The organism is Streptomyces sp. PA03-3a (assembly GCF_033792735.1).
Taxonomy (GTDB): domain Bacteria; phylum Actinomycetota; class Actinomycetes; order Streptomycetales; family Streptomycetaceae; genus Actinacidiphila.
This window is the reverse complement of record NZ_JARAVM010000005.1, coordinates 103,532-129,737: the sequence shown is the minus strand read 5'-3', so window position 1 is coordinate 129,737 and position 26,206 is coordinate 103,532. Positions and strand designations below refer to the sequence as shown.

The 26,206-nt window shown below is 73.5% G+C and carries 24 protein-coding genes and 3 tRNA genes; 15 read left to right on the top strand and 12 right to left on the bottom strand.

What is annotated here, in order from left to right; all coding sequences use genetic code 11:
* Positions 1 to 107: 107 nt before the first annotated feature.
* Positions 108 to 1,337: a glycoside hydrolase family 88 protein gene (locus PV342_RS07740; protein ID WP_500316278.1), complete on the top strand. Its 1,230-nt coding sequence runs from the start codon at positions 108 to 110 to the stop codon at positions 1,335 to 1,337.
* Positions 1,338 to 1,503: 166 nt separating this feature from the next.
* Here PV342_RS07740 and PV342_RS07735 read toward each other — a convergent pair whose 3' ends face one another.
* Complete coding sequence (locus PV342_RS07735) at positions 1,504 to 1,752, bottom strand: GntR family transcriptional regulator (protein WP_400801646.1); 249 nt, start codon at positions 1,750 to 1,752, stop codon at positions 1,504 to 1,506.
* Between the two features lie 299 nt (positions 1,753 to 2,051).
* Between PV342_RS07735 and PV342_RS07730 the strand changes: the two genes are divergently transcribed.
* The gene (locus tag PV342_RS07730) at positions 2,052 to 2,231 is read left to right on the top strand and encodes a hypothetical protein (protein ID WP_386993683.1); all 180 of its coding nucleotides are present in this window, start codon (positions 2,052 to 2,054) and stop codon (positions 2,229 to 2,231) included.
* Positions 2,232 to 2,416: 185 nt separating this feature from the next.
* Here PV342_RS07730 and PV342_RS07725 read toward each other — a convergent pair.
* From PV342_RS07725 to PV342_RS07715, 3 genes are all read right to left on the bottom strand, one after another.
* Positions 2,417 to 2,490 (bottom strand) — tRNA-Ile (locus tag PV342_RS07725).
* Between the two features lie 168 nt (positions 2,491 to 2,658).
* Positions 2,659 to 2,731: transfer RNA gene (locus PV342_RS07720), tRNA-Asn, on the bottom strand.
* Positions 2,732 to 2,745: 14 nt separating this feature from the next.
* Positions 2,746 to 2,818: transfer RNA gene (locus tag PV342_RS07715), tRNA-Asn, on the bottom strand.
* Between the two features lie 177 nt (positions 2,819 to 2,995).
* Here PV342_RS07715 and PV342_RS07710 point away from each other — a divergent pair.
* From PV342_RS07710 to PV342_RS07695, 4 genes are all read left to right on the top strand, one after another.
* Positions 2,996 to 3,295, top strand: a complete 300-nt coding sequence (locus tag PV342_RS07710; RefSeq protein ID WP_018556692.1) for a hypothetical protein — start codon at positions 2,996 to 2,998, stop codon at positions 3,293 to 3,295.
* An 80-nt stretch (positions 3,296 to 3,375) separates the two neighbouring features.
* Positions 3,376 to 4,830 carry an FGGY family carbohydrate kinase gene (locus tag PV342_RS07705; protein ID WP_500316276.1) on the top strand — a complete coding sequence of 485 codons (1,455 nt, stop codon included), beginning with the start codon at positions 3,376 to 3,378 and terminating at the stop codon, positions 4,828 to 4,830.
* 69 nt (positions 4,831 to 4,899) lie between these two features.
* Positions 4,900 to 6,648 carry an ABC transporter ATP-binding protein gene (locus PV342_RS07700; RefSeq protein WP_386993685.1) on the top strand — a complete coding sequence of 583 codons (1,749 nt, stop codon included), beginning with the start codon at positions 4,900 to 4,902 and terminating at the stop codon, positions 6,646 to 6,648.
* Positions 6,645 to 8,600, top strand: a complete 1,956-nt coding sequence (locus tag PV342_RS07695; protein WP_500316275.1) for an ABC transporter ATP-binding protein — start codon at positions 6,645 to 6,647, stop codon at positions 8,598 to 8,600. Before PV342_RS07700 ends, PV342_RS07695 begins: the two co-directional genes overlap by 4 nt.
* A 59-nt stretch (positions 8,601 to 8,659) precedes the next feature.
* On the opposite strand, the gene PV342_RS07690 is transcribed toward PV342_RS07695, so the two are convergent.
* The 7 genes from PV342_RS07690 to PV342_RS07660 form a co-directional block, all read right to left on the bottom strand.
* On the bottom strand, positions 8,660 to 9,967 hold the full coding sequence (locus tag PV342_RS07690) for an RNA polymerase sigma factor (protein ID WP_500316273.1): 1,308 nt from the start codon (positions 9,965 to 9,967) through the stop codon (positions 8,660 to 8,662).
* 152 nt (positions 9,968 to 10,119) lie between these two features.
* Positions 10,120 to 12,033, bottom strand: coding sequence for a DNA primase (gene dnaG, locus PV342_RS07685; protein WP_360999090.1), 1,914 nt, complete (start codon positions 12,031 to 12,033; stop codon positions 10,120 to 10,122).
* Positions 12,034 to 12,064: 31 nt separating this feature from the next.
* On the bottom strand, positions 12,065 to 12,514 hold the full coding sequence (locus PV342_RS07680) for a GNAT family N-acetyltransferase (protein ID WP_500316271.1): 450 nt from the start codon (positions 12,512 to 12,514) through the stop codon (positions 12,065 to 12,067).
* Between the two features lie 30 nt (positions 12,515 to 12,544).
* Positions 12,545 to 13,807 carry an NAD(P)/FAD-dependent oxidoreductase gene (locus PV342_RS07675; protein ID WP_500316269.1) on the bottom strand — a complete coding sequence of 421 codons (1,263 nt, stop codon included), beginning with the start codon at positions 13,805 to 13,807 and terminating at the stop codon, positions 12,545 to 12,547.
* A gap of 149 nt (positions 13,808 to 13,956) precedes the next feature.
* Positions 13,957 to 15,264 (bottom strand): deoxyguanosinetriphosphate triphosphohydrolase, encoded by a 1,308-nt coding sequence (locus PV342_RS07670; protein WP_400801634.1) that lies wholly within the window; start codon positions 15,262 to 15,264, stop codon positions 13,957 to 13,959.
* Between the two features lie 36 nt (positions 15,265 to 15,300).
* A complete protein-coding gene (locus PV342_RS07665; protein WP_386993692.1) occupies positions 15,301 to 16,179 on the bottom strand; it encodes a sirohydrochlorin chelatase in 879 nt (292 codons plus the stop codon).
* Between the two features lie 104 nt (positions 16,180 to 16,283).
* Entirely contained in the window at positions 16,284 to 16,706 is a 423-nt protein-coding gene (locus tag PV342_RS07660) for a gamma-glutamylcyclotransferase family protein (protein ID WP_018556682.1), read from the bottom strand.
* 95 nt (positions 16,707 to 16,801) lie between these two features.
* On the opposite strand from PV342_RS07660, the gene PV342_RS07655 reads away from it, so the two are divergent.
* On the top strand, positions 16,802 to 17,476 hold the full coding sequence (locus PV342_RS07655; RefSeq protein WP_500316439.1) for a SanA/YdcF family protein: 675 nt from the start codon (positions 16,802 to 16,804) through the stop codon (positions 17,474 to 17,476).
* Positions 17,477 to 17,482: 6 nt separating this feature from the next.
* Here PV342_RS07655 and PV342_RS07650 read toward each other — a convergent pair whose 3' ends face one another.
* On the bottom strand, positions 17,483 to 18,073 hold the full coding sequence (locus PV342_RS07650) for a TetR/AcrR family transcriptional regulator (protein WP_400801631.1): 591 nt from the start codon (positions 18,071 to 18,073) through the stop codon (positions 17,483 to 17,485).
* A gap of 32 nt (positions 18,074 to 18,105) precedes the next feature.
* Here PV342_RS07650 and PV342_RS07645 point away from each other — a divergent pair, with 32 nt between their 5' ends.
* From PV342_RS07645 to nirD, 8 genes are all read left to right on the top strand, one after another.
* Positions 18,106 to 18,870, top strand: coding sequence for an IclR family transcriptional regulator (locus PV342_RS07645; protein ID WP_472975007.1), 765 nt, complete (start codon positions 18,106 to 18,108; stop codon positions 18,868 to 18,870).
* Between the two features lie 170 nt (positions 18,871 to 19,040).
* Positions 19,041 to 21,176, top strand: coding sequence for a molybdopterin oxidoreductase family protein (locus PV342_RS07640; protein ID WP_500316266.1), 2,136 nt, complete (start codon positions 19,041 to 19,043; stop codon positions 21,174 to 21,176).
* A gap of 39 nt (positions 21,177 to 21,215) precedes the next feature.
* Positions 21,216 to 21,434: a type II toxin-antitoxin system VapB family antitoxin gene (locus tag PV342_RS07635; protein ID WP_400801625.1), complete on the top strand. Its 219-nt coding sequence runs from the start codon at positions 21,216 to 21,218 to the stop codon at positions 21,432 to 21,434.
* Positions 21,431 to 21,553 (top strand): PIN domain-containing protein, encoded by a 123-nt coding sequence (locus PV342_RS07630; RefSeq protein WP_400801623.1) that lies wholly within the window; start codon positions 21,431 to 21,433, stop codon positions 21,551 to 21,553. The genes PV342_RS07635 and PV342_RS07630 overlap by 4 nt, the downstream gene beginning before the upstream one ends.
* Positions 21,553 to 21,834, top strand: coding sequence for a PIN domain-containing protein (locus PV342_RS07625; protein ID WP_500316265.1), 282 nt, complete (start codon positions 21,553 to 21,555; stop codon positions 21,832 to 21,834). Before PV342_RS07630 ends, PV342_RS07625 begins: the two co-directional genes overlap by 1 nt.
* A gap of 111 nt (positions 21,835 to 21,945) precedes the next feature.
* A complete protein-coding gene (locus PV342_RS07620; protein WP_500316263.1) occupies positions 21,946 to 23,280 on the top strand; it encodes an NAD(P)/FAD-dependent oxidoreductase in 1,335 nt (444 codons plus the stop codon).
* A gap of 1 nt (position 23,281) precedes the next feature.
* A complete protein-coding gene (nirB, locus tag PV342_RS07615) occupies positions 23,282 to 25,867 on the top strand; it encodes a nitrite reductase large subunit NirB (protein ID WP_500316261.1) in 2,586 nt (861 codons plus the stop codon).
* On the top strand, positions 25,864 to 26,196 hold the full coding sequence (nirD, locus tag PV342_RS07610) for a nitrite reductase small subunit NirD (RefSeq protein ID WP_386993708.1): 333 nt from the start codon (positions 25,864 to 25,866) through the stop codon (positions 26,194 to 26,196). Before nirB ends, nirD begins: the two co-directional genes overlap by 4 nt.
* Positions 26,197 to 26,206 lie beyond the last annotated feature (10 nt).

Sequence of the window (26,206 nt, the reverse complement as noted above, 5' to 3'; positions counted from 1 at the left end):
CGTTCATGTACAGGAACTCACGCTACATAGGTGTACAGACATGTCATAGCCATGCCACGCTGACCACGGCCTCCTCGCGCATCCCCCACTCCGAATGGCAGGCACCCATGGGCATCTCCCGGCGCCATCTGCTGACCACCGCCGCCGGCACGGCCGCGGCGACCGCCGCGCTCGCACCCCCGGCACGGGCCGCGACCGGCGGGCCCGACTCCCTGGCCGCGTACGCCGACGACCCGGCGGCGACCACCCGCACGCTGCGGGAGGCGGCGGACTACGCCGTGACGAAGCTGCGCGCGGTGGCGCCGGCCGTGACCTCGTTCCCCGTCATCACCAGGTTCGAGAAGTGGACCTACTCCACGGGCGGCGACTGGGTCGGCGGCTTCTGGCCCGGCACGCTCTGGATGGCCTGGCTGCACAGCGGCGACGCGCAGTTCCGCTCCCTGGCCCTCGCCGCCGCGGAACGGCTGGCGCCCCGGCGCACCGACACCGGCACGCACGACCTCGGTTTCCTCTTCTACCCGTCCTGGGTGACCGCGTGGCGCCTCACCGGAGACCCCAAGTGGCGCGACGGCGCACTGCAGGCGGCCGCCTGCCTGAGCAAGCGGTACAACACGGCGGGCCGCTTCATCCGGGCCTGGGGCGCGCTCGGCAGCGCGGACAACGCGGGCCGCGTGATCATGGACACGATGATGAACCTCGACCTGCTGGCCTTCGCCGCCGAGCAGACCGGGGACGCGGCGTACCTCGACATCGCCGTCGCGCACGCGCGGACCACCCAGCGCCACTTCCTCCGCCCCGACGGCTCCACCCCGCACGTCTTCGACTTCGACCCGGCCACCGGCGCCCCCGTGGGCCCGAACACCGTGCAGGGCTACAGCCCCGACTCCTGCTGGTCACGCGGCCAGGCCTGGGGCGTCTACGGCTTCACCACGATGTTCCGCCGCACCGGCGACCCGCAGTTCCTCGCCACCGCCCGCAGGCTCGCCGACTTCGCGCTCGGGGCGCTGACGCCCGATCACGTACCGGTCTGGGACTACCTCGCCCCGCAGCAGCCGAACGACGTCAAGGACGCCTCGGCCGGCGCGGTCATGGCCTGCGGCCTGCTCGACCTCGCCGCGGCCACCGGCACCGCCCGCTACCGCGACAGCGCACTGCGCCTGCTCCTCGCCCTGTCCCGCACCTGCCTGACGACCCGCTCCGCCCGCGCCCAGGCCGTCGTCGCCCGCTGCACCCGCAAGGTCTCGGTCCCCTACGGCGACTACTACCTGCTCGAAGGCATCCTCCGCGTCCTGCGCCCGGCGGACGTCGACCGGGCGATCGACCTCTCGACGGTGTGACGGGCCGTCCGGCGGCCACGCGAGGCGCCCCCTGTCCGGCCGATGACGGGCCGGACAAGGGGCGCTCTCGTACCTTCAGGGCCTGGTGTCGATGCCGCCGGCGAGGTCGAGGACGATGCCCGCGACAATCGGCGCCATCAGGCTGATCTCATGACCGCCCCTTCGCTCACGCCTCCGCCGGCGGCGGCTCCGCCACGAAGCTGCCCAGGCCGCGCACCGTGTAGATCGCGCCCTCTTCCCGCAGGTTCGCGAGGACCTTCTGCGCGGTGTCGACGGCGACTCCGGTATCGGCGACGAGCTGCTGCACGGACGGCACACGGGACCGCGGCGGGTAGGTGCCGTCAGCGATCCGCTGCCGGATCACGTCGGCGATCTGCTCCCACTTCGGCCGGTCCCCTGCCCACTCGTCGATCATGAGTGCACCGTAGGCGTGCGCCGTATTGGCCGGCGATCCGTGGAATTCCGGGGTGTACTACCCAGCACTAGGGGTATCGTCGATGGAGAGAGCCCGGCCGAAAGGGGTCGACATGCCCCACAGCACCGACACACGCACCCGAGGGGCGGCGTCCGGAGCGGCCGCCCGGTCGGAACACCGGGAGCCGGCCGGGCGCAGGCGCTACGCGGACCCGCACCACGGCGCTGCACGCTGCCCGGCTCCCCCGGCACCGCCGTCACCCCCCACTGCGGCTGCGGACGCCACCGGAAGAGCCCGCGATGAGCGCCGCCGACGACCGCGTCGCGGGCACCTGCGCCCGCTGCCAGACGTACACCGAGGACGCCGTCTCCCGCCTGGTCGAGACCGGCTCCGGCCCGGGCGGCATCCTGGTCCTCTGCGCCGACGCCGAGGCCTGCATCGCGCGGGCGCCCGCCCCGCACCGCACCGGCCCCCGCTGACGGCCGAGGCCTCCCCCATGTCCGGCGAGAGCCCGCCGGGGTGACGGCGCCTCGGGCGTGGCGCGTCGGCAACTCGGCGCGGCGGGGGCCCGGCTGACGAACAATGAAGCCCCTCCGGGTGACCCGGAGGGGCTTCGTTCGTTATCTCGCTGCGGGTCCCGAACCTGCGGGCCCGCGACCCTCGGTGGGGCGGGTGGGACTCGAACCCACGACCGACGGATTATGAGTCCGCTGCTCTAACCGGCTGAGCTACCGCCCCGTACGGCGTGCCGTCACCATCCTGCGCACGCCGTCTGCCGCAGCATAGCTGCTCATACGATCTGTCGCCCTCGCGGGTCACAGACGCACCACCTAGTGGACTGCGATCACCGGGTGATCGGTTCCCGGGGGCACGAAAAAGGACCCCCGAGGGGGTCCTTGACCGCTGCTCCCCCGACTGGACTCGAACCAGTAACCTGCCGGTTAACAGCCGGCTGCTCTGCCAATTGAGCTACAGGGGATAGAGGAGCGCGAGCTCCCCCGACTGGACTCGAACCAGTAACCTGCCGGTTAACAGCCGGCTGCTCTGCCAATTGAGCTACAGGGGATCGCTCCGCTTGCACCGAATGCACCCGTTTCCGGCATCCCGGACGGCGTGCGCTCGCTGCGACACATACATTAGCGCAAGGTGGGGGGTGCTCCGCCAACCGGTATCTCCGTGGTTGTCCGCAGGCCACGGCGGGTAGGCGCGAAGCACAGCCCCGAGACGAGGAGAGGGTGGAGCCATGCGCTACCGGCTGACGTTCATCAGCGGGGTCGCCGTCGGGTACGTGCTCGGGGCGCGGGCCGGCCGCGAGCGGTACGAGCAGCTGCGCAAGAGCGCCCAGCGCATCGCGCAGAACCCGGCGGTGCGGAACAGCGTGGAGTCCGCGGGACAGGCGGGGCGCGGGGCGGCCGTGAAGGCCGTGGACGTGGTCACCGCCAAGGTCGGGGACCGGCTGCCGCCGGCGGTCGCGGAGCGGCTGCGCCGGGTGCGCGGCAACGGCTCCGCCGGCGAGGACGACTGGGGCACCAGCAACACCTGACGCCACTGCCCGTCACTGCCCGGCGCTGACGCGCGTGCCCGGTTTTCCGCCGTACGCGCCGGGTGCGGCATGATGCCCGCATGGGGATTGTGGCGGGGATCGACAGCTCGGGCACCGGCACGACGGTGGTCGTGTGCGACACCGGGAGCGGGGCCGTGCTCCGGCAGACGCACGCCCCGCACCCCCTGCCGGGCGGCGAGGGCGCCGGGACACCGACCGAGGTCGACCCCGAGGCGTGGCTGCTGTCGCTGGGCGAGGCGGCCAAGGGCGGGATGCTGGAGGGCGTGGAGGCCATCGGGGTCTCCGGACAGCAGCACGGGATGCTGGCGCTGGACGCCGGCGGGGCGCTGGTCCGGCCCGCACTGCTGTGGAACGACAAGCGGGCGCAGATCCAGGCCGCCGACCTGACCGAGGAGCTGGGCGGTCCCGGCGCCTGGGCCGAGGCGGTCGGGGCGGTGCCGCAGGCCGCGTACCCGGTGGCGAAGCTGCGCTGGCTGGCCCGGCACGAACCCGCCTCGGCGCAGCGCACGGCCCAGGTGCTGCTGCCGCACGACTGGCTGGTGTGGCAGCTGATGGGCCGCCCCCAGCGGCGTACGACCGACCGGGGCGACGCCTCGGGGACGGGCTACTGGTCGGCGGCGACCGGCCGGTGGCGTACGGACATCGTGGAACTGGCCCTCGGCCATCCGGTGCAGCTGCCCGAGGTGCTGGCGCCCGCCGAGCCGGCCGGCCGGACCCCGGAGGGGCTGCTGATCTCGGCCGGCACCGGGGACAACATGGCGGCCGCGCTGGGCCTGGGCGTCGGCCCCGGGGACGCCGTGGTGTCGCTGGGCGCGGCGGGGACGGTCTTCGCGGTGCACCACCACGCGCTGAGCGACCCGTCGGGCATGATCACCTCGTTCGCCGACGCGACCGGCCGCCACCTGCCCGTGGTGCACACCCGCAACGCGGTACGGGTGCTGCGCGGCACCGCCGAGCTGCTCGGCACCGACCTGGCCGGCCTGTCCGAGCTGGCGATGCGCTCCACGCCCGGCTCGTACGGGCTGGTGCTGCTCCCCTACCTGGAGGGCGAGCGCACACCGGACCTGCCGCACACCGCGGGGACGCTGCACGGACTGCGGCGCGAGAGCATGAAGCCGGAGCACCTGGCGCGGGCGGCGTTCGAGGGGATGCTGTGCGGGCTGGCGGACGCGCTGGACGTGCTGCGGGCGCGCGGGGTGGAGGTGCGCCGGATCTTCCTGCTGGGCCCGGCGGGCGACCTGCCCGCCGTGCGGGCGATGGCCCCGGCGCTGCTGGGCGCGCAGCTCGTGGTGCCCCCGCCGGGCGAGTACGCGGCGCTGGGCGCGGCCCGGCAGGCGGCGTGGTCGCTGGGGGTGGTGAACGGCACGGACTCGCCGGAGCAGCCGCCGTACTGGCACCCCGCCGACTACGCCGTGGTCGAACCGGGCGAGGACGACGGGCCGATCGGGCACTCGGTGCGGCAGCAGTACGTGTCGGTGCGTGAGCAGACGCATCCGGGGGCGTTCCCGGGTTGATTCCGGTGTCGGCCATGAGCCGGTAAACCGTGTGCCTGCGGCAACCATCGGACTATAGGGTCATCGGTCGTGCTGATCCGTCTCCTGCGGTCCCATCTCCTGCCCTACAGGCGTGCCGTCTCCGTGCTCGTCGTACTGCAGCTCGTGGCGACCCTCGCCATGCTCTACCTGCCCACCCTGAACGCCGACATCATCGACGAAGGCGTCGTGAAGGGGGACACGGGCTACATCCTCAGGATCGGCGGCATCATGCTCGCCGTGACCCTGGTCCAGCTCGCCTGCTCGGTGGGCGCCGTCTACCACGGGGCCCGCACCTCGACGGCCGTCGGCCGGGACATCCGCGCCTCGGTCTTCGACCGGGTGCAGCGCTTCTCCTCGCGCGAGGTCGGGCAGTTCGGCGCCCCCTCGCTGATCACGCGTACGACCAACGACGTCCAGCAGGTCCAGATGCTGGTGCTGATGACCTTCACGCTGATGGTCTCGGCGCCGATCATGTGCTTCGGCGGCATCATCATGGCGCTCGGCCAGGACGTGCCGCTGTCCTCGCTGCTGCTGGCGGTGGTACCGGTGCTGGGCCTGCTGGTGCTGCTGCTGGTGCGGAAGCTGCGTCCGCTCTTCCGCTCCATGCAGGAGCGGCTCGACACGGTGAACCGGGTACTGCGCGAGCAGATCACCGGCATCCGGGTCATCCGCGCCTTCGTCAAGGACGACTTCGAGCAGGACCGGTTCCGCAAGGCCAACGACGACCTGACGGACGTCGCTTTGCGCGCCGGGCGGATGATGACGCTGATGTTCCCGGTCGCGATGGCCGTCGTGAACGTCACGAGCGTGGCCGTGCTGTGGTTCGGCGCCCACCGGATCGACAGCGGCGGTATGCAGATCGGCGCGCTGACCGCCTTCATCAGCTATCTGATGCAGATCCTGATGTCGATCATGATGGCCACCTTCATGGTGATGATGGTGCCGCGCGCCGAGGTCTGCGCCGAGCGCATCGAGGAGGTGCTCGGCACCGATCCCAGCGTCGTCCCGCCCGCCCAGCCGGTGCGGCTGCCGGCACGGCGCGGCGAGCTGGAACTGCGCGCCGCGGACTTCGCGTACCCGGGCGCCGAGGCCGAGGTACTGCGGGGCATCGACCTGATCGCCCGGCCCGGTGAGACCACGGCGGTGATCGGCTCCACCGGCAGCGGCAAGACGACCCTGCTGGGGCTGGTGCCGCGGCTGTTCGACACCACCGGCGGCCAGGTGCTCATCGACGGCACCGACGTCCGCGAACTGGACCCGGTGCACCTGGCCGAGACGGTCGCCCTGGTCCCGCAGAAGCCGTACCTGTTCTCCGGGACGGTCGCCTCCAACCTGCGCTACGGCAACCCCGAGGCCACCGACGAGGAGCTCTGGCACGCCCTGGAGATCGCCCAGGCCAGGGACTTCGTGGAACGGCTCGCGCAGGAGGACGGCGGCTCCGGGCTCGACGCCCCGATCGCGCAGGGCGGCACCAACGTCTCCGGCGGCCAGCGCCAGCGCCTCGCCATCGCGCGGGCCCTGGTGCGCAAGCCCGGCATCTACCTCTTCGACGACTCCTTCTCCGCGCTGGACTACGCCACCGACGCCGCGCTGCGCCGGGCACTGGGCCGGGAGACGGCGGACGCGACGGTCGTGATCGTCGCGCAGCGGGTCAGCACCATCCGCGACGCCGACCGGATCGTGGTCCTCGACGAGGGCCGCGTGGTGGGTACCGGCACCCACCGCGAACTGATGGACGGCAATCCCACGTACCGGGAGATCGTGCTCTCCCAGCTCACCGAGCAGGAGGCGGCATGAGCGTCCCCGCGCCCCGCAGGGGGCCCGCACCCGCGGCGGGGCCGATGCGGTTCATGAGCGGCCAGCCCACCGAGCGGTCCATGGACTTCAAGGGCTCCGGCAAGCGGCTGCTGGGGCTGATGCGTCCCGAACGCGCCCTGGTCGTCGCCATGCTGGCCTGCACGACCCTGGGCGTCACCCTCAACGTCATCGGCCCGAGGATCCTGGGCAAGGCCACCGACCTGATCTTCGCCGGGGTCCTCGGCCGTTCGCTGCCCGCCGGCACCGACAAGGCCGGGGCCATCGAGCACCTGCGGCAGCAGGGCAGCGACACCCTCGCCGACCTGCTGCAGTCCGCCGACTTCACCCCGGGCGCCGGGATCGACTTCGACGCCGTGGGCCATGTGCTGCTGACCGCCCTCGCGATCTACGCGGCCGCCGCGGTCTTCGCGATCGTCCAGGGCCGGCTCGCCACCACGGTCATCCAGCGGACCGTTTTCCGGCTGCGCCAGGACGTCGAGGCGAAGCTGGCCCGGCTGCCGCTGTCGTACTTCGACCGGCAGGCGCGCGGCGAGGTGCTGAGCCGGGCCACCAACGACATCGACAACATCGGCCAGACGCTGCAGCAGACGATGGGGCAGATCATCTTCGCGCTGCTGTCGATCGTGGGCGTGCTGGTGATGATGTTCTCGATCTCCTGGCTGCTCGCGCTGGTGGCACTGGTGACCGTGCCGCTGTCGGTGTTCGTCGCCACGGCGGTGGGCAAGCGGGCCCAGCCGCAGTTCGTGCAGCAGTGGCGGACCACCGGCAAGCTCAACGCCCACATCGAGGAGATGTACACCGGGCACACCCTGGTGAAGGTCTTCGGCCGCCAGGAGGAGTCCGCGGAGTCCTTCCGCGAGCAGAACGAGGCGCTCTACCAGTCGGGCTTCCGGGCGCAGTTCATCTCGGGCGTCATCCAGCCCGCGATGATGTTCATCGGGAACATCAACTACATCCTGGTCGCCGTGGTGGGCGGCCTGCGGGTGGCGAGCGGCGCGCTGTCCATCGGCGACGTCCAGGCCTTCATCCAGTACAGCCGGCAGTTCAGCCAGCCGCTGACCCAGGTGGCGAGCATGTCCAACCTGGTGCAGTCCGGGGTCGCCTCCGCCGAGCGGGTCTTCGAACTGCTCGACGCGCAGGAGCAGAGCCCGGAGCCCAAAGCGCTCTCGCTGCGCAAGGTGCGACGCGGCGAGGTCCGCTTCGAGGACGTGGCGTTCCGCTACGAGCCGGAGAAGCCGCTGATCGAGGACCTGTCGCTGACCGTCGAACCGGGCCACACGGTGGCCATCGTCGGCCCCACGGGCGCGGGCAAGACCACCCTGGTCAATCTGCTCATGCGCTTCTACGAGGTCACCGGCGGCCGGATCACCCTCGACGGGACCGACATCGCGTCCATGCCGCGGGAGGAGCTGCGCTCCGGCATCGGCATGGTGCTGCAGGACACCTGGCTGTTCGGCGGCACCATCGCGGAGAACATCGCGTACGGCACCGAGGGAGCCGGCCGCGAGCAGATCGAGGAGGCCGCGCGCGCCGCGCACGCGGACCGCTTCATCCGGACCCTGCCCGACGGCTACGACACCGTCATCGACGACGAGGGCACCGGCGTCAGTGCCGGCGAGAAGCAGCTGATCACCATCGCGCGGGCGTTCCTCTCCGACCCGGTGATCCTCGTCCTGGACGAGGCCACCAGCTCGGTCGACACCCGCACCGAGGTGCTGATCCAGCGGGCCATGGCGCAACTCAGCCACGGGCGGACCAGCTTCGTCATCGCGCACCGGCTGTCCACGATCCGCGACGCGGACGTCATCCTGGTGATGGAGGGCGGCGACATCGTCGAACAGGGCACCCACGAGGAGCTGCTCGCCGGTGACGGTGCCTACGCCCGGCTGTACGCGGCGCAGTTCGCGCAGGCCGTGGCGGAGGTCGACTGACCGCCGGGCCGCCGCGAGACGAGCCCCCGCCGGCCCGGCCGGCGGGGGCTCTCGCGTGCTCAGTCGAGATAGCCGCGCAACTGGTCGGCGAAGGCGTGGTCGCGCAGCTTGTTGAGGGTCTTGGACTCGATCTGCCGGATGCGCTCGCGGGTGACGCCGAAGATCCGGCCGATCTCCTCCAGGGTGCGCGGGCGCCCGTCGGCCAGGCCGTAGCGCAGCTGGACGACCTTGCGCTCGCGCTCTCCGAGGGTGGACAGCACCGCCTCCAGGTGCTCGCGCAGCAGCAGGAAGGAGGCGGACTCCACGGGCGAGGCGGCGTCGCCGTCCTCGATGAGGTCGCCGAGGGCGACGTCCTCCTCCTCACCCACCGGGGCGTGCAGGCTCACCGGTTCCTGCGCCAGGCGCAGCACCTCGCTCACCCGCTCCGGGGAGATCTCCAGGTGGGCGCCGACCTCTTCGGTGGTGGGCTCGTAACCGCGTTCCTGCAGCAGGCGGCGCTGGACGCGGACGACGCGGTTGATCAGCTCCACGACGTGCACCGGGACCCGGATGGTGCGGGCCTGGTCGGCCAGGGCGCGGCTCATGGCCTGGCGGATCCACCAGGTCGCGTAGGTCGAGAACTTGTAGCCCCGGGCGTAGTCGAACTTCTCCACGGCGCGGATCAGCCCGAGGTTGCCCTCCTGCACCAGGTCCAGCATGGTCAGGCCGCGGCCCACGTAGCGCTTGGCGACGGAGACGACCAGGCGCAGATTGGCCTCGATCAGGCGGCGCTTGGCCATCCGGCCGAGCACGACCAGCCGGTCGAGGTCGACGGCGAGCCGTGAGTCGGGGTCCTGGGTGCTGTTCAGCTTCTCCTCGGCGAAGAGGCCCGCCTCGACGCGCCGGGCGAGCTCGACCTCCTCCTCGGCGGTGAGCAGGGGTATCCGGCCGATCTCCCGCAGGTACTGGCGGAACAGGTCGGCGGACGGGCCGGCGACCTCGTCGCCGGACCGCCGTACCGGTCCCGGGTCGGGATCGGACTCGGACTCGGGGTCGGGGTCGGAGCCCGCCTCGGCCGCGGCCTCGGCCCGCGCCTGCGCCACCGCCTCGTCGTGTTCACCGGCCGGCTCCTCGGGGTGAACGGCCGCGTGGTTCTGCTCCGGCACGCGCTCCAGCAGGTCGTCGGCAGGGGCCGCCGGGGGCCTCAGGGTCTGGATGTGCACGGGAGCGACCTCCACGGTGAGCGCAGCCACGGGCTCGGAGACGCGCGCCAACGGAACGGTCACGGCGCCCTCGCCGCGGCCCGTCCGGGAGTTCGCCGTCAGCGGTACCGCGGTGGCGTCACCATCGACACCGCTCGGCAGTCCGCGCTCCGAGGACTCTTGCACCGCCCCCAGTGTGGCGTACGGCACACCGAGCCCACGAGAGTCGTGCGCCGCTTTTTTGTGACGGAGGGCAACCCCCTCGTCACGCCGGTGTTCGCATCCGTTCCCGCCCGTTCAGGCCCGTTCACGGGCCGGACGGCGCTGCGCGACCCGGCTCAGAGGGCCGCGGCGCCCTGTTCGCGCAGGCGCTGGCCGTACTGCTGCAGCGCCCACAGCTCGCCCTGTACGGCCGAGAGCTGGGCCTCGTCCGCGCGGGGGCCGAGCCGGGCGAGCGAGGCGCGGACCTCGGCGACGCGGCGGTCGACCGCGAGCAGGCGGACCCGGACGAGGACCTCGCCCGCGTAGATGTCGGGGGCCTTGTGCATCACGGCCTCGACGGCGAGTTCCGTCACCATGCTGCGGACCGTGTCGTCCGGCGCGACGTCGCGGACGCGGGCCAGGTACCCGGCGTCGGCGGACTCCGCGCCGCCCGCCTCGGTGATGGCGCGGCGCACGGCGACGTACGGCGGGGCGGTGAACTCGTCCTCCCCGTAGGCGTCGAAGGCCGGGGAGACCAGCCCGGGGTGCTGCAGGGCCAGCTTGAGCAGCTCGCGCTCGACGCGGTGCGCCGGGCTGCGCAGGTCCAGCCGGGGGCCGCTCGGTACGGGAGGACCGGCGGGAGCCGCCTGGTGCCCCTGCGGCGGGCCGTTGCGGGGCCCCTGGCCCGGGCCCGACGGGCCGCCGGACTGGCGGCGTTCGCGCTGCCAGCGGGCGAGCTGGGCGACCCTGCGCACCACGAACTGCGAGTCGAGGATGCCGAGCATGCCGGCGAGCTGCACCGCGTACTCGTGCTGGATGGCGGCGTTCTTGATGCCCGCCACGATGGGCGCGCCCGCCTCCAGCGCGGAGGCCCGGCCCTCGGCGGTGTCGAGGTTGTAGCGGGCGACGACCGACCGCAGCGCGAAGGCGAACAGGGGCGTGCGGGTGTCCACCAGCCGCTGCACGGCCGCGTCGCCCTCCGCCAGGCGCAGATCGCACGGGTCCATGCCGCCGGGGGTGATGGCGATGGAGGTCTCGGCGGCGAACTTCTGGTCGTCCTCGAAGGCGCGCAGGGCGGCCTTCTGGCCGGCCGCGTCGCCGTCGAAGGTGAAGACGACCTCGGCGTTGGAGTTGTCCATCAGCAGCCGGCGCAGGATCTTGATGTGATCGCCGCCGAAGGCGGTGCCGCAGGTCGCGATGGCGGTGGTGACACCCGCGAGATGGCAGGCCATGACGTCGGTGTACCCCTCGACGACGACGGCCCGGCTGGTGCGGGCGATCTCCTTCTTCGCCAGGTCGATGCCGTACAGCACCTGCGACTTCTTGTAGATCGGCGTCTCGGGGGTGTTGAGGTACTTCGGGCCCTGGTCGTCCTCGCGCAGCTTGCGCGCGCCGAAGCCGATCACCTCGCCGGTGATGTCGCGGATCGGCCAGATCAGCCGGCCGCGGAAGCGGTCGATGGCGCCGCCGCGGCGGCTCTCGCTGGCCAGCCCGGAGACGATCAGCTCGCGATCGCTGAAGCCCTTGCCGCGCAGGAAGCGGACGAGGTGGTCCCAGCCCGCCGGGGCATAGCCCACGCCGAAGTGCTCGGCGGCGGCCTGGTCGAAGCCGCGCTCGGCGAGGAACTTCCGGCCGATCTCGGCCTCGGCGCCGCCCAGCTGCTCGACGTAGAACTGCGCGGCCGCCTTGTGGGCCTCGACCAGCCGGATCCGCTCGCCCTGCTGGCGGCCCGGGGTGTAGCCGCCCTCCTCGTACCGCAGTGTGATGCCCGCCACGGCGGCGAGCCTCTCGACGGCCTCGGAGAAGGACAGGTGGTCGACCTTCATCACGAAGTCGAGGGTGTCGCCGCCCTCCTGGCAGCCGAAGCAGTGGTAGAGCCCCTTGCTCGGGCTCACGTGGAAGGAGGGGGACTTCTCGTCGTGGAAGGGGCACAGGCCCTTCAGATTGCCGCCGCCCGCGTTCCTGAGCTGGAGGTACTCGGACACGACGGCGTCGATCGGGACCGCGTCCCGTACCGTCTTGACGTCCTCGTCCCTGATCCGCCCAGCCACACAGGGATTCTACGGCGCGGCCCGCGGAGGGTCAGACCGGCTTGGCGACGAAGAGGAAGTGCGGCCCGGCCGGCTCCAGCACGAACTCCTCCCCCACCGCCGTGAAGCCCTGCCCCTCCCAGAAGCCGCGGGCCGAGGTGCGGCCGTTGCACCACACCAGCTCGGCCCCGCGCCGCCGGGCCTGCTCCAGCGCGACGTGCAGCAGCGCCGCCCCGTAGCCGCGGCCGCGGACCTCGGGGGCGCTGGCCATGCCCCGGATCCGGTACGCGATCGCGGGGTCGCCGGGCAGCCGCTCCGGGAAGAGCGTGACGCACGCCACGACCTCGTCGCCGCCGTCGCCGCCGTACGCCGCCATGTGGAAGGCGAGCGGGTGACCGTCCTCCAGGAAGATCGCCGACTCGCGCGGCAGCCCTGGCCGCAGGACCCTCCAGCGCAGATCGAAGATCTCCTCGACGGGTACGACGGCGGTCCTGGGCTCCATGGCAGCCATGCTAGGCGGTCGCCCCTGCGCTCACTCCAGCAGGGAGGCCAGCGGCACCGTGGGGTCGGCCAGCGCGTCGGTGTCGATCTGGCGGCCCGAACGGATCAGCTTCTGGACGGTGTCGGTCACGTCCCACACGTTGACGTTCATCCCGGCCAGCACCCGGCCCTCGCGCAGCCAGAAGGCGATGAACTGCCGCTTGCCCATGTCGCCCCGGGCCAGCACCTGGTCGTAGGTGCCGGGGGAGGCGTGCCCGGAGAACTCCATGCCCAGGTCGTACTGGTCGGTGAAGAAGTACGGGACCCTGTCGTACAGGACGTCCTTGCCCAGCATGGCGCGCGCCGCCACGGGCCCGCTGTTGAGCGCGTTGGCCCAGTGCTCGACCCGCAACCGGCCGCCCAGCAGCGGGTGTTCGGCGTTGGTGACGTCGCCGGCGGCGAAGACGTCGGGGTCGGAGGTGCGCAGGGAGGCGTCCACGGCGATGCCGCCGCCGGCGGCCCGGTCGGCGAGGGCGAGCCCGGCGGCCTCGGCGAGCGCGGTGCGCGGGGCGGCGCCGATCGCGGCGAGCACCTGGTGGGCGGGGTGCTCCTCGCCGTCGTCGGTGAGCACCGACATCACCATGCCGTCCTGGCCGGTGATCTCGGTGAGCCGCGCGCCGAAGTGGAAGCGCACACCGTGCTCGCGGTGCAGGTCGGCGAAGACCTCGCCGAGTTCCGGGCCGAGGACGGAGTGCAGCGGGCACGGCTGCGGCTCGACGACCGTGACCTCGACGCCGTAGCCGCGGGCGGCCGCCGCCACCTCCAGGCCGATCCAGCCCGCTCCCGCGATGACCAGGTGGCCGTTCTCGCGGCCGAGCGAGGTCAGCACGTTCTTCAGCCGCTCGGCGTGCGCGAGGCGGCGCAGGTGGTGCACCCCGACCAGGTCGGTGCCGGGGATGTCCAGCCGGCGCGGCTCGGCACCGGTGGTCAGCAGCAGCCTGTCGTACGGGATGGACGTCCCGTCGCCCAGGGTGATCCGCCGGGCGGCCCGGTCGAGGCCGGTGACCGGCTGGCCGAGGTGGAGTTCGACGTCGTGCTCGGCGTACCAGGCGGCCGGATGGACGAAGACCGAGTCGCGCTCCTCGTTGCCCAGCAGGAAGCCCTTGGACAGCGCGGGTCGCTCGTAGGGGTGGTCGCGTTCGTCCCCGATCAGTATCACGCGGCCGGTGAAACCCTCGGAGCGCAGCGTCTCCGCCGCTTTCGCCCCGGCGAGCCCCGCCCCGACGATGACGAATGTGTGGTCTGCGTCCACCACTGTGCGCCTCCCTGGTGTCCTCGGGTGCCCCGCGGCCCTCCCTCTGGCAATTGCCAGTCATGTGAGCGTCCCGCACCCCGGCGCCGACGTGAAGAGTGCCGCGCCGACCGGGGAGCGGGGGCGGCGCGGTACCAGGGGGCGGGCGGGGCTCACCGGGAGGCGCTGAGCCGGGCGTGCAGGGCGGTCGCGGCGCCGTCGGTCAGCGAGGCGATCTGGTCGACGACGGCCCGCTGCCGGGCCCGGTCGTCCTTGGCCGCGTCGAAGATGCCGCGGAACTGGGGGTCCAGTCCCTCCGGCGCCCGGGCCAGCAGGGCCTCGGCGAGCTCCCCGATGACCACCCGCTGCTGGGCGCGCCGCCGCTCCTGCGCCTCGCGCTGCATGACGTACCGGTCGGCGACGGCCTTCAGGACGGCGCACTCCAGCCGCTGGTCGCGCGGGACGACCAGCTGGGCGCGGTGGCGGGTGAGCCGGCCGGTGCCGTAGGCGTCCCGGGTGGCGCGCTCCGCGGCCAGGCAGAAGCGGCCGATCAGCTGCGAGCTGGCGTCCTTCAGCCGGGCCTGGGCGATCGCGGAGCCGTCGTAGCCGTGCGGCCACCACTCCATGCCCAGCAGCCGGTCCAGTGCCTCGGCGAGCTCGTCCTCGGCCGCCCCGGGGGCGTAGCGGCCGGCGGCGACGGCGAAGATCTCGCGGCGCTCGGGCTCCGCGAGCAGCACCGCCGGGTCCAGGTGGCCGGCGTGCAGCCCGTCCTCGACGTCGTGGACGGAGTACGCCACGTCGTCGGCCCAGTCCATGACCTGCGCCTCGAAGCACTGCACGTACGGGCGGTCGGCGGGGGCGGTGCGGCGCAGCCACTCGAAGACCGGCAGGTCGTCCTCGTACACGCCGAACTTCGGGCTGGCGGGATCGGTGGGGTGGCCGCCGCGGGGCCACGGGTACTTCGTCGCGGCGTCCAGGGCCGCCCGGGTCAGGTTGAGGCCGACGCTGACCAGGGTGCCGTCGTCGGCGTGGGCGAACCGCTTCGGTTCCAGCCGGGTCAGGATGCGCAGGCTCTGGGCGTTGCCCTCGAAGCCGCCGCAGCCGGCCGCCACCTCGGCGAGCACCATCTCGCCGTTGTGGCCGAAGGGCGGATGGCCGAGGTCGTGGGCCAGGCAGGCGGTCTCCACCAGGTCCGGGTCGCAGCCGAGGGCCGCCCCGAGCTCCCGGCCGACCTGGGCGCACTCCAGGCTGTGCGTCAGACGCGTCCGCGGGCTGCTGTTGATTGCCCGGGCGTCGTCGACCGGGTCCACCACCTGCGTCTTCCCGGCCAGCCTGCGCAGTCCCGCGGAGTGCAGCATGCGGGCCCGGTCCCGCTGGAACGACGTGCGGCCGGGCCGCTTGTCGGGCTCGGGCACATAGCGTTCGGTGTCGGCTTCGCTGTAGGGGGCGTGGTCGGCCGCCGCGGGGTGGTTCGCGTCCATACCGCGACGTTAGCGGGCGCGACCGGATACCGGTGGCTACGCGGTGGCCGGCTGCGCCGCGGCGGCGGAACCGGCCGTGCCGGCCAGCGCCCGGTCGTAGCGGTGCAGCACCAGCGCCGCCATCGCCGGATGCGCGCCGAGCGGTGCGGCGGCGATCCACGGCGCCGCGGCGGCCGTCGCCGTCGCGAAGCGGCCCGGAGAGGCGAAGCAGGACGCCACCGCGACCCGGTCCCGGCCCTCGGCCGCCAGCCGGCGCACCGCCGTGGCGACGTCCGGTCCAGCCGACGCGTACGCGGCCACCACCGGGACGCCACCGCCCAGCCGCGCCCCCAGCAGGGCCGCCGTCGCCTGCGTGTCCCGGGCCGACCGCGGGTTCCGGGACCCGGCGGCGGCCAGCACGACCCCGGCACGCCGGGCGGCCTGCCCGGAGCCGGAGCACCAGCCCGCCTCGGCCAGCCGGCCGGCCAGCGCCTCCGCGAGCAGCGGGTGCGGCCCGAGCGGCGCCGCGACCCGTCCGCGCAGGTGCGGGGCCCGGGCCAGCGCCCCGGGGACGTCCCGTTCGACGTGGTGGCCGCGGGTCAGCATCAGCGGCACCAGGACCACCTCGCCGCTCAGGGCGGCGAGAGCGTCGTCCAGCGACGGCTCGTCGATCTCGATGTGCCCGAGCCGCACGGGCAGCCCCGGGCGCAGGTCCCTGATCCGGTCCAGCAGGGCGTGCGCGGTGCGCAGCGCCTCCGGGTCCCGGCTGCCGTGCGCGACGGCGACCAGCACCGGGGGGCGCGGCGGCGCGGAGCGCAGCGTCACCCGGGAGAGCCTGCTGCTGAGCTGCGCGGTGATCCGGGACATGAGCTGCGCCGTACTGTCGAAGTGGTCCGGTCCTGGCGCGCCGTGCGGCGCGGGCTGCTCGGCCGTCATGGACCGAGTGTCGCGAGCCGGGGTTGCCGGCCCGTTGCACCCGCGTCACGACTGGTTTCCGCCGCTTCACACGTCGCGCGCACCGGTGTGAGGGCGTACCGGGGTCAGCGGTGCTTCCAGTCGCCGCCGGCGATGGGGCGGCCCTTGTCGCGCAGTTCCCGCTCGTGGTCGGCGGCCGCCAGGTACACCCAGGCGGGCAGCGTCTGCCCGGCGTAGGTGCGCACGTCGCGGACGACCCGCTCGTACAGGTTCCCTGGCGCCCCCGGGCTGTACTCCTCCAGGCGGTCGAGGTCCGAGAGCACCTCCTGGTACAGGTCCTCCGCCGGATGGATCACGTCTCCGTGGACGCGGCCGCGCTCGTCGGCCACGGCGTACGGGTAGCCCGGGCCGTCGAAGAGCAGCGCGCCGTGCAGCACCGCGGGCGTCTCGGACGTCGTCCGGCCCCGCAGCAGCCAGGAGTGGTTGATCTCGCCGGGCCGCAGGGTCCCGTACACGAAGAACGGGAGGCGGGAATGGTCGTCACGCATCAACTTCATGGAACCGCACGGACGTGCGGGACGTCGACTCGGACGTGGAACGAAGCCTGAACCGGAAGACCCCGGGATCGCGGGTGGCGGCCGTCGTGCGGCGGGTGCGGCGGCTGCCGCGGCTGCCGAGGTCCAGGCGGGGACGTCGGCACCTGCTGTGGGCCGCCGTTGCGCTGGGCGTGCTGGCGCTGCTGCCGGCGACGTGGCTCCAGGTCACGGCGGACGACCGGGTCCGCACGGTCGCGGACGCCCCCGCGGAGCCCGTCGCCGTCGTCTTCGGCGCGGGTTTGTGGAACGGCGAGCCCTCCCCCTACCTGGCCCACCGCCTCGACGCGGCCGCCGAACTGTGGGCGGCGGGCAAGGTGCGGGCGGTCCTCGTCACGGGCGACAACAGCCGCACCGACTACGACGAGCCCACCGCGATGCGCGACTACCTGGCCGCGCACGGGGTGCCCCGGGACAAGGTCGTCCTCGACTACGCCGGCTTCGACACGTGGGACTCCTGTGCCCGGGCCCGGCGCGTCTTCGGCGTCGACCGGGCGCTGCTGGTGAGCCAGGGCTTCCACATACGGCGGGCGCTGGCGTTGTGCGGGGCCGCCGGGATCGAGGCGTACGGGGTTGGGGTCGACGAGCCGCACGATGCCACCTGGTACTACGGCGGCACCCGCGAGGTCGCGGGAGCGGTGAAGGCGGTGTTCGACGCGGTGTTCACCCCGGATCCGCGGTTCCTGGGGCCGCGGGAGGGCGGGATCGGGCGCGCCCTGGGCTGACCGCGTTCAGCCCGCCGCGACGACCAGGCCGACACCCTGCACCAGGGTGCGCGCCGCGGACCCGGAGTCGCCGAGGTAGCCCGCGACCATCGCTCCGTCACGTAGGGCGACCACCGTGTCGGCGGACTGCCGGGGGTCCGCGACGCCCATGGTCGCGAGGGTGTCCTCCAGCGCCTGGTGGAACCACTCCCGGTGCCTCAGTACGGCCTGGTGGATCGGACACTCCCGATCCGGGTACTCCGCGGCCGCGTTGATGAAGGGGCAGCCCCGGAATCCCGGACCGCAGATCTCCTCGCCGATGCTGTGCGCGATGACATCGAGCAGCGCCGCCCCTCCCCCCGTCTTCTCGGCCGCCACGGCCACCCGGGCCCGGATGTCCTGATCGGTGGCGTCCAGGTAGCCGCGCACCAGGTCGTCCTTGCCCTCGAAGTGCCGGTAGAACGTGCCGCGCGCGACGTCGGCCTCCGCCATCACCCGGTCCACGCCGACAGCGCGAATCCCTTCGGTGTAGAAGAGCCTGCTCGCCGTGGTCAGCAGCCGCTCCCGTGCCTCCGACCTGCGGCTGGTCGTGGCAGGCCCGCTCTTCGTCTCGGTCATGGAGACATCATATAGAACGTTCCTTCCACAATATGGGGCCGGACGGCGGCCGACGCCCCGGCCCCGGCGCCGCTGGGGCGACACGACGGGGCCCGATCGATGCCCCCGGGTGCCGTCCGGCATTCCCGCCGGGCAGGGCAGGAGGATGCGATGACCGGTACGGAGAAGTCGTGAGGCCAATTCGCGGGCCGACCGCACCGGCTATTCCCCGACAGCGGGGCGCGGGAAATTGGCTGGCCCACGGCGAACGGCTCCGGCGAGCCAGGCCGAACGCGGAGGCCAGAACACAGCTGACGCTTGCCCACGACGCCTTCGCCGAGCTCCGCGCCCCCCTGGACGGAACGTGCGGCCAAGCCCATCTCTCCGTGCGGGACCACCTGGACGTCGTCTTCCTGGAGCGTCTGAGCGCGCCGGGCGCCCCGCAGGCGGACAGCCGGGTGGGAGGCCGCTTCGGTGCGTTCGCCACGGGAGCGGGACTCGTTCTGCTCGCCCACGCGCCCGACGAGGTTCGTGAGGAGTATCTGAGCGCCCCGCCGCGTCGCTACACGAGCAACACGGTCACCTCTCCCGCCCGGCTCCGCTCCCTGCTGGCCGACGTACGCAGGGAGGGGTACGCCAGCAGCGACAGAATGGTGGGGCCGGACGTCGCTTGCGTCGGAGCGCCGATCCACGGTGCGGGCGGCTCGGTCGTGGCGGCACTGTCGATCGCCTTCCGGGCGGGCAGCCAATCCCCCCAGACACTCGCTCCCGCCGTCCGCGCGGCGGCCCGGAGAGTCTCCCGCGCCCTGCGCGAGTGAACCCCGACGGCACCTTGAGGCCGGACCGGCGTCCGCACCCGGCGATCTTCGCTCGAGCGCCGGCGGTCGCACCGCCTCACACCCGGCACCGCCCCGCGGGGAGCGCACCGTGCGCCCGCCGTAACCCCCACGCGCGCGACGCGAAACACCGGCGCCGCATCGTGGACGGCATGAGCGCGAGCGCAGGCGGAACCGTCGACACCCACTGTCCCTACTGCGCCCTGCAGTGCGGAATGGGCCTCCGCCCCGCCGCCGGGGAGGGGGGCGTCCCGGACGTCGTGGAGCGCGACTTCCCCGTGAACAAGGGCGCCCTGTGCGGCAAGGGCCGTACCGCGCCCGCTGTGCTCTCCCCTCAGGCGCGCCTGACCGGGCCCCTGGTCAGGAACCGCGCCTCCGGGCTGCTGGAGCCGGCCCCCTGGGAAGACGCCCTGGACCGGGTCGCGGAAGGCCTGCTCCGGGTGCGGGCCGCCCACGGCCCCGACGCCGTCGGCGTCTTCGGCGGCGGGGGGCTGACGAACGAGAAGGCGTACGCCCTGGGCAAGTTCGCCCGCGTCGTACTGCGGACTTCCCAGATCGACTACAACGGCCGCTTCTGCATGTCCTCCGCCGCGGCCGCGCACTCCAGGGCCTTCGGACTGGACCGGGGCCTGCCGTTCCCGCTGGCGGACATCCCGCGGACCGGCTGCGTGATCCTGGTCGGCTCGAACCCCGCCGAGACGATGCCGCCCGCGCTGCGCTACTTCACGCAGCTGAAGGAGAACGGCGGCCGCCTGATCGTCGTGGACCCGCGACGTACGCGCACCGCCGAGCACGCCGACCTGCACCTGCAGCCGCGCCCCGGCACCGACCTCGCCCTCGCGCTGGGCCTGCTGCACCTGGTGGTCGCGGAGGGCCGCGTGGACGAGGAGTTCGTCGCGGAGCGGACGACCGGCTGGCCGGAGGCGCGCGCCGCGGCGATGACGCTCTGGCCCGAGCTGGTCGAGCGGATCACGGGGGTTCCGGTGCCGATGCTCCGAGAGGCGGTGGAGATGTTCTGCGGCGTGCCGGAGGCGATGGTGCTGACCGCGCGGGGCCCGGAGCAGCAGTCGAAGGGCACGGACACGGTGAGCGCGTGGATCAACCTGTGCCTGGCGACGGGCCGCGCGGGGCGGTCGCTGTCGGGGTACGGCTGCCTCACGGGGCAGGGCAACGGCCAGGGCGGCCGGGAGCACGGCCAGAAGGCCGACCAGCTGCCGGGCTACCGCAGGCTCGACGACCCGGCGGCCCGCGCCCACGTGGCCGGGGTGTGGGGGATCGACCCGGACGACCTGCCGGGACCGGGGCGCAGCGCGTACGAGCTGCTGGACGCGCTGGGCCGGGATGTGCGGGGCCTGCTGCTGATGGGCTCCAACCCGGTGGTCTCCGCGCCGCGGGCGGCGCACGTCACGGAGCGCATCGCGGCGCTGGACTTCCTCGCCGTGTGCGACGTGGTGCTGTCGGAGACGGCGGCGATGGCCGACGTGGTGCTGCCGGTGACGCAGTGGGCCGAGGAGACGGGCACCACGACGAACCTGGAGGGCAGGGTGCTGCTGCGGCGCAGGGCCGTGGACCCGCCGGAGGGCGTGCGCAGCGACCTGTACGTGCTGAACGGGCTGGCCTCGCGGCTGGGCCGGGAGAAGGGCTTCCCGGCAGACCCGGAGGAGGTCTTCGACGAGCTGCGCCGCGCGTCGGCGGGCGGGCCCGCGGACTACTCGGGGATCACCTACCGCCGGATCGAGGAGGAGGCCGGCGTGTTCTGGCCGTGCCCGGAGCCGGCGGCCGGGGAGGGCGCCGCGCACCCGGGCACACCCCGGCTGTTCCTCGACCGGTTCGCGACGCCGGACGGCCGGGCCAGGTTCGTGCCGGTGCTGCACCGGCCCGCGGCCGAGGAGCCGGACGGGGAGTTCCCGCTGTACCTGACGACCGGCCGCGTGCTGGCGCAGTACCAGTCGGGCGCCCAGACGCGGCGGGTGGCGGAGCTGAACGCCGCCGCGCCCGGTCCCTTCGTGCAGCTCCACCCGCGTCTGGCCGAGCGCATCGGTGTCGCCGACGGCGACCCGGTCGCCGTCACGTCCCGCCGGGGCCGCGCGGTGGCGCCGGCCCGGGTGGACCGCGCCATCCGCCCGGACACGGTCTTCATGCCGTTCCACTGGGCGGGCGAGGGCCGGGCGAACACCCTCACCAATCCGGCGCTCGACCCGGCGTCTCGCATGCCGGAGTTCAAGGTGTGCGCGGTCCGCGTCGAACGGGCGGATCCGCGGGCCGTCGACGTCCGATATCACCGTTGATATACAGGTATCCCACCTGATATCAGCGGGGAGGCCGTCATGGCACGCACGGTCATCGATCTGGACGACGCGATGCTCGCCTTCGCCCAGCGGCAGCTCGGCACCAGGACGAAGCGCGAGACGATCAACCTGGCCCTGTCGATAGCGGCCGGGACGAGCGCCGACGACCATGCCCGCGGTCTCGCATGGCTCCAGGAGCACGCCGAGGACGTCCTGGACTTCGACTACCTGGCGGAGCAGGAGCGCGGCGGCAGATGAGCTACCTCGCCGACACCTCCGCGGTGTGGCGCCTGTTGCGGCGGCAGATCCCCGAGCCGTGGCCCACGCAGGTGGCCCGGGGGCTGGTCGCCATGTGCTCACCGGTGAAGCCGAGTTGATGACCGGTGTGCGCGCCGATCGGGAATACGAGCCCTTTCTGTCCGTACTGCGCCGGACCTTCCGCTCGTGCCCGGCGCTCGACGATCCCTGGCGCCGGATCCACGCCGTGCAGCGCGATCTGATCGCCATCGGGCACCACAGGGGACCGTCGCCCATGGACATCCTCATCGCGCTGACCGCCGAGGCCCACGGTCTGACCCTGATCCACGCCGACCAGGACTTCGCGTCGATGGCCGAGGTCCGGCCCGGTATCCCCATGATCAGGGTCGACCGGCCGTGACCTGCGGCCGCTGCGGGCTCACAGCGGAGCCGGTCCGGCGCTGAGGGCACTGTTCCCCGGGGGAAACGGCGGGGATCCGGCCGGGTAACAGCGGCACCGCAGGCTCGTGCCATGAGAATCGTGGTGGTCGGCGGCGGAATGGCGGGGGCGCGCCTCGCGCAGCGTCTGGCGCCCTCCGGGGCGGACGTCACGGTGGTCGGCGAGGAGCGGCACGCCCCGTACAACCGGGTACTGCTCGCGGAGGTGCTGGCGGGCCGGTACGCGCCGGAGGCGGTCGCCCTGCCGGGCGTGCCCGGCGCGGTGGTGCGCGGGGGTGTCCGGGTGGTGCGGATCGACCGCGGCGAGCGGGCCGTGGTCTGTGACGACGGCGGCGTGCTGCGGTACGACCGGCTGGTGCTGGCGACCGGCTCCAATCCGGTGCTGCCGCCGCTGCGCGGGCTGTTCACGGAGGACGGCGGCTCCTTCCCGGAGGGGGTGCACGCCTTCCGGACGATGGACGACTGCCTGGCGCTCTCGGCGGCGGTGCGCCCCGGGGCCCGCGCGGTGGTCGTCGGCGGGGGGCTGCTCGGGGTGTCGGCGGCCCGGGCGCTGGCGGCACGCGGGGCGCAGGTGGTGGTCGCCACCCAGGGCGAGCACCTGATGGAACGCCATCTCGACGCTTCCGCGGCCGAGTTGCTGCGTGCGCATCTGGAGGGGCTGGGTGTCGAGGTGCACACCCAGTGCCGGGTGCGCGGTCTGCTGACCGGCGACGCGGACGGCGGCGCGGAGCCCTCGTGGCAGTTGCGCCTGGCCCTGGCGGCGCGCTCGGGAGGCACCCGCGCCGGACCACGTCCGCTGACCCTGCCCCGCGGGGCGGGCGGCGAACGCCGGACGGCGCGTCCCGTGGTCACCGCGGTCGAACTCGCCGACGGCTACCGCCTCGGCACCGACCTGGTCGTGCTGGCCTGCGGCGTCCGGCCGCGCGTCGGACTCGCCCGGGCGGCGGGGCTGGCGGTCGCCGAGGGGGTGGTCGTGGACGACGCGCTGCGCACCTCGGACCCGTCGGTCCACGCCATCGGCGACTGCGCCCAGCACGCCGGCGTCGTCTACGGTCTCGCGGGCCCGGCCACCGAGCAGGCGGACGCGCTGGCGGACGTCCTGACGGCCGGCCCGGCGCCGCGGTACGGCGGCACCCGTTCGCTGACCCGGCTCACCCTCAACGGCCCGGCGGCCCTGGACATCGCCTCCTTCGGCGAGACCACCCCCGCCCCCGGCGACGACGTGCTCCGGCTCGCCGACGCCACGCGCGGCGCGTACCGGAAGGTCGTGCTGCGCGGTGACCGCCTCGTCGGCGGCATCCTCCTCGGCGACCTCGCCACCGTGGGCACCCTCGCCCGCACCTGGGAGGGCGACGAGCCGCTGCCCTCTCCCCCGCTCCACCTGCTCACCGACAACGGAGGGTCCTGACATGACCACGCCCACCATTGTGCTCGTCGGCCACGGGATGGTCGGACAGCGGTTCCTGGAGGCGCTGGCCGACCGGGGCCTGACCTCCCGCGCGCGGGTGGTGGTGCTCTGCGAGGAGCCCCGCCCGGCGTACGACCGCGTCCAGCTCAGCTCGTACTTCGCCGGCACCGGCCCCGAGGCGCTCTCCCTGGTGGAGACCGGCTTCATGGCGGAGCACGGCATCGAACTGCACCTGGGCGACCCGGCGGTGACGATCGACCGGGAGGCCCGGACCGTCACCGCCCGCTCGGGCCTCACCGTCGGCTACGACACCCTGGTGCTGGCCACCGGCTCGTACCCCTTCGTACCGCCGGTCCCCGGCAGGGACGCGGGCGGCTGCTTCGTCTACCGCACCATCGAGGACCTGCTGGCGATCGAGGAGTACGCGATGACCTCCCGCACCGGCGCGGTCGTCGGCGGCGGGCTCCTCGGGCTGGAGGCGGCCGGCGCCCTCAAGGGGCTCGGACTGGACACGCACGTCGTGGAGTTCGCTCCCCGGCTGATGCCGGTGCAGGTCGACGAGGGCGGCGGCGAGGCGCTCCGGCGCACCGTCGAGGACATGGGCGTGGCCGTCCACACGGGGGTGGGCACGCAGGAGATCCTCACGGCCGGCGACGGCTCGGTCCGGGCCATGGCGCTGTCGGACGGCTCGTCGCTCGACATCGACCTGGTGGTCTTCTCCGCGGGCGTACGGCCGCGCGACCAGTTGGCCCGGGAGTGCGGGCTGCCGGTCGGCGAGCGCGGCGGCATCGTCGTCGACGCGGCCTGCCGCACCGGTGACCCGCACGTCTACGCGATCGGCGAGTGCGCCCTGGCCTCCGACGGCCGGGTGTACGGCCTGGTGGCGCCGGGCTACGAGATGGCGGAGACCGCGGCGAAGGCCATCGCCGGCGAGGAGGGCTCCTTCACCGGCGCCGACACCTCCACCAAGCTGAAGCTGCTCGGCGTGGACGTGGCCTCCTTCGGCGACGCGCACGGCGCGACCGCGGGCTGCCTCGACGTGGTCTACTCCGACTCCCGCTCGGGGGTCTACAGGAAGCTGGTCGTCTCGCGGGACGGCGTGCTGCTGGGCGGCATCCTCGTCGGCGACGCGGAGCAGTACGGCATGCTGCGCCCGCTCACCGGCTCGGTGCCGCCGGTCCCGGCGGAGCAGCTGGTGCTGCCGGCGGGCGCGGGTGCCCCGGTGGCGCTGGGCCCGTCCGCGCTGCCGGACGAGGCGGTGATCTGCTCCTGCCACAACGTCACCAAGGGCACGATCCGCGGCGCCGTCACCGAGCACGGCTGCGCGACCGTCCCGGAGGTGAAGAAGTGCACCAGGGCCGGGACCGGCTGCGGCAGTTGCGTGAAGGTACTGGGCCAGCTGGTCACCGCCGAACTGGAGGCCTCCGGCGTCGAGGTCGACAAGGGCCTGTGCGGCTGCTTCGCCCACACCCGCCAGGAGCTCTTCGAGATCGTGCGGGCGCTGCGCATCACCGGTTTCCGCGAGCTGCTCGACCGTCACGGCCGCGAGGGCGCCCGCGGGGGCGACGGCTGCGAGGTCTGCAAGCCGGCCGTCGGCTCGATCATCGCCTCGCTCGCCCCGGCGATCGGCGCCTCCGGTTACGTCCTGGACGGCGAGCAGGCGGCGCTGCAGGACACCAACGACCACTTCCTGGCCAACCTGCAGCGGAACGGCTCGTACTCGATCGTGCCCCGCATCCCCGGCGGCGAGATCACCCCGGAGAAGCTGATCGTGATCGGCGAGGTCGCACGCGACTTCGGCCTCTACACCAAGATCACCGGCGGCCAGCGGATCGACCTGTTCGGCGCCCGGGTCGACCAGCTCCCGCTGATCTGGGCCCGGCTGGTGGACGCCGGCTTCGAGTCCGGGCACGCGTACGGCAAGGCGCTGCGCACCGTGAAGTCCTGCGTCGGGCAGACCTGGTGCCGCTACGGCGTGCAGGACAGCGTCCGCATGGCCATCGACCTGGAGCTGCGCTACCGGGGCCTGCGCTCCCCGCACAAGCTCAAGTCCGCCGTCTCCGGCTGCCAGCGCGAGTGCGCGGAGGCCCGGAGCAAGGACTTCGGCGTCATCGCCACCGTGGGCGGCTGGAACCTCTACGTCGGCGGCAACGGGGGCGCCACCCCGCGCCACGCGGACCTGCTCGCCCAGGACCTGAGCGACGCCGAACTGGTCCGGCTGATCGACCGCTTCCTGATGTTCTACATCCGCACCGCCGACCGCCTGGAGCGCACCTCCGCCTGGCTGGAGCGGATCGAGGGCGGGCTCGGCCACGTACGGGACGTCGTCGTCCACGACTCGCTCGGCATCTGCGAGGAACTGGAGCGGCAGATGGCCGGCCATGTCGCCAACTACCGCGACGAGTGGGCGCAGACGCTGGACGACCCGGAGCGGCTGCGGCGCTTCGTCTCCTTCGTCAACGCGCCCGGCGTGCCCGACCCCTCCGTCCGCTTCGTCCCCGAGCGGGACCAGGTCAAGCCCGACCTCGGCCTGCTCGCCGGCCCCGTGCTCGCCGTCCGCACCCTCGAAGGGACCACCACCGCATGAACGTCGAAGTCCTCCTCCCGGGCACCGCCGACTGGATCGCCGTGTGCGACCACGACACCCTCACCCCCGGCCGCGGCGTCGCCGCCCTCCTCCCCGACGGCCGGCAGGCGGCCCTGTTCACCGACCGCCACGGGCGTCCCTACGCCATCGACAACCGCGACCCCTTCACCGGCGCCTACGTCCTGTCCCGCGGCCTGATCGGCTCCACCGCCGAGGGCCGGGCCTTCGTCGCCTCCCCGCTGCTCAAGCAGCGCTTCGACCTGGAGAACGGCCGCTGCCTCGACGACGAGGCGGTCTCCGTCCCGGCCTTCCCGGTGCGGATGCGGTGACGGGCGCGGC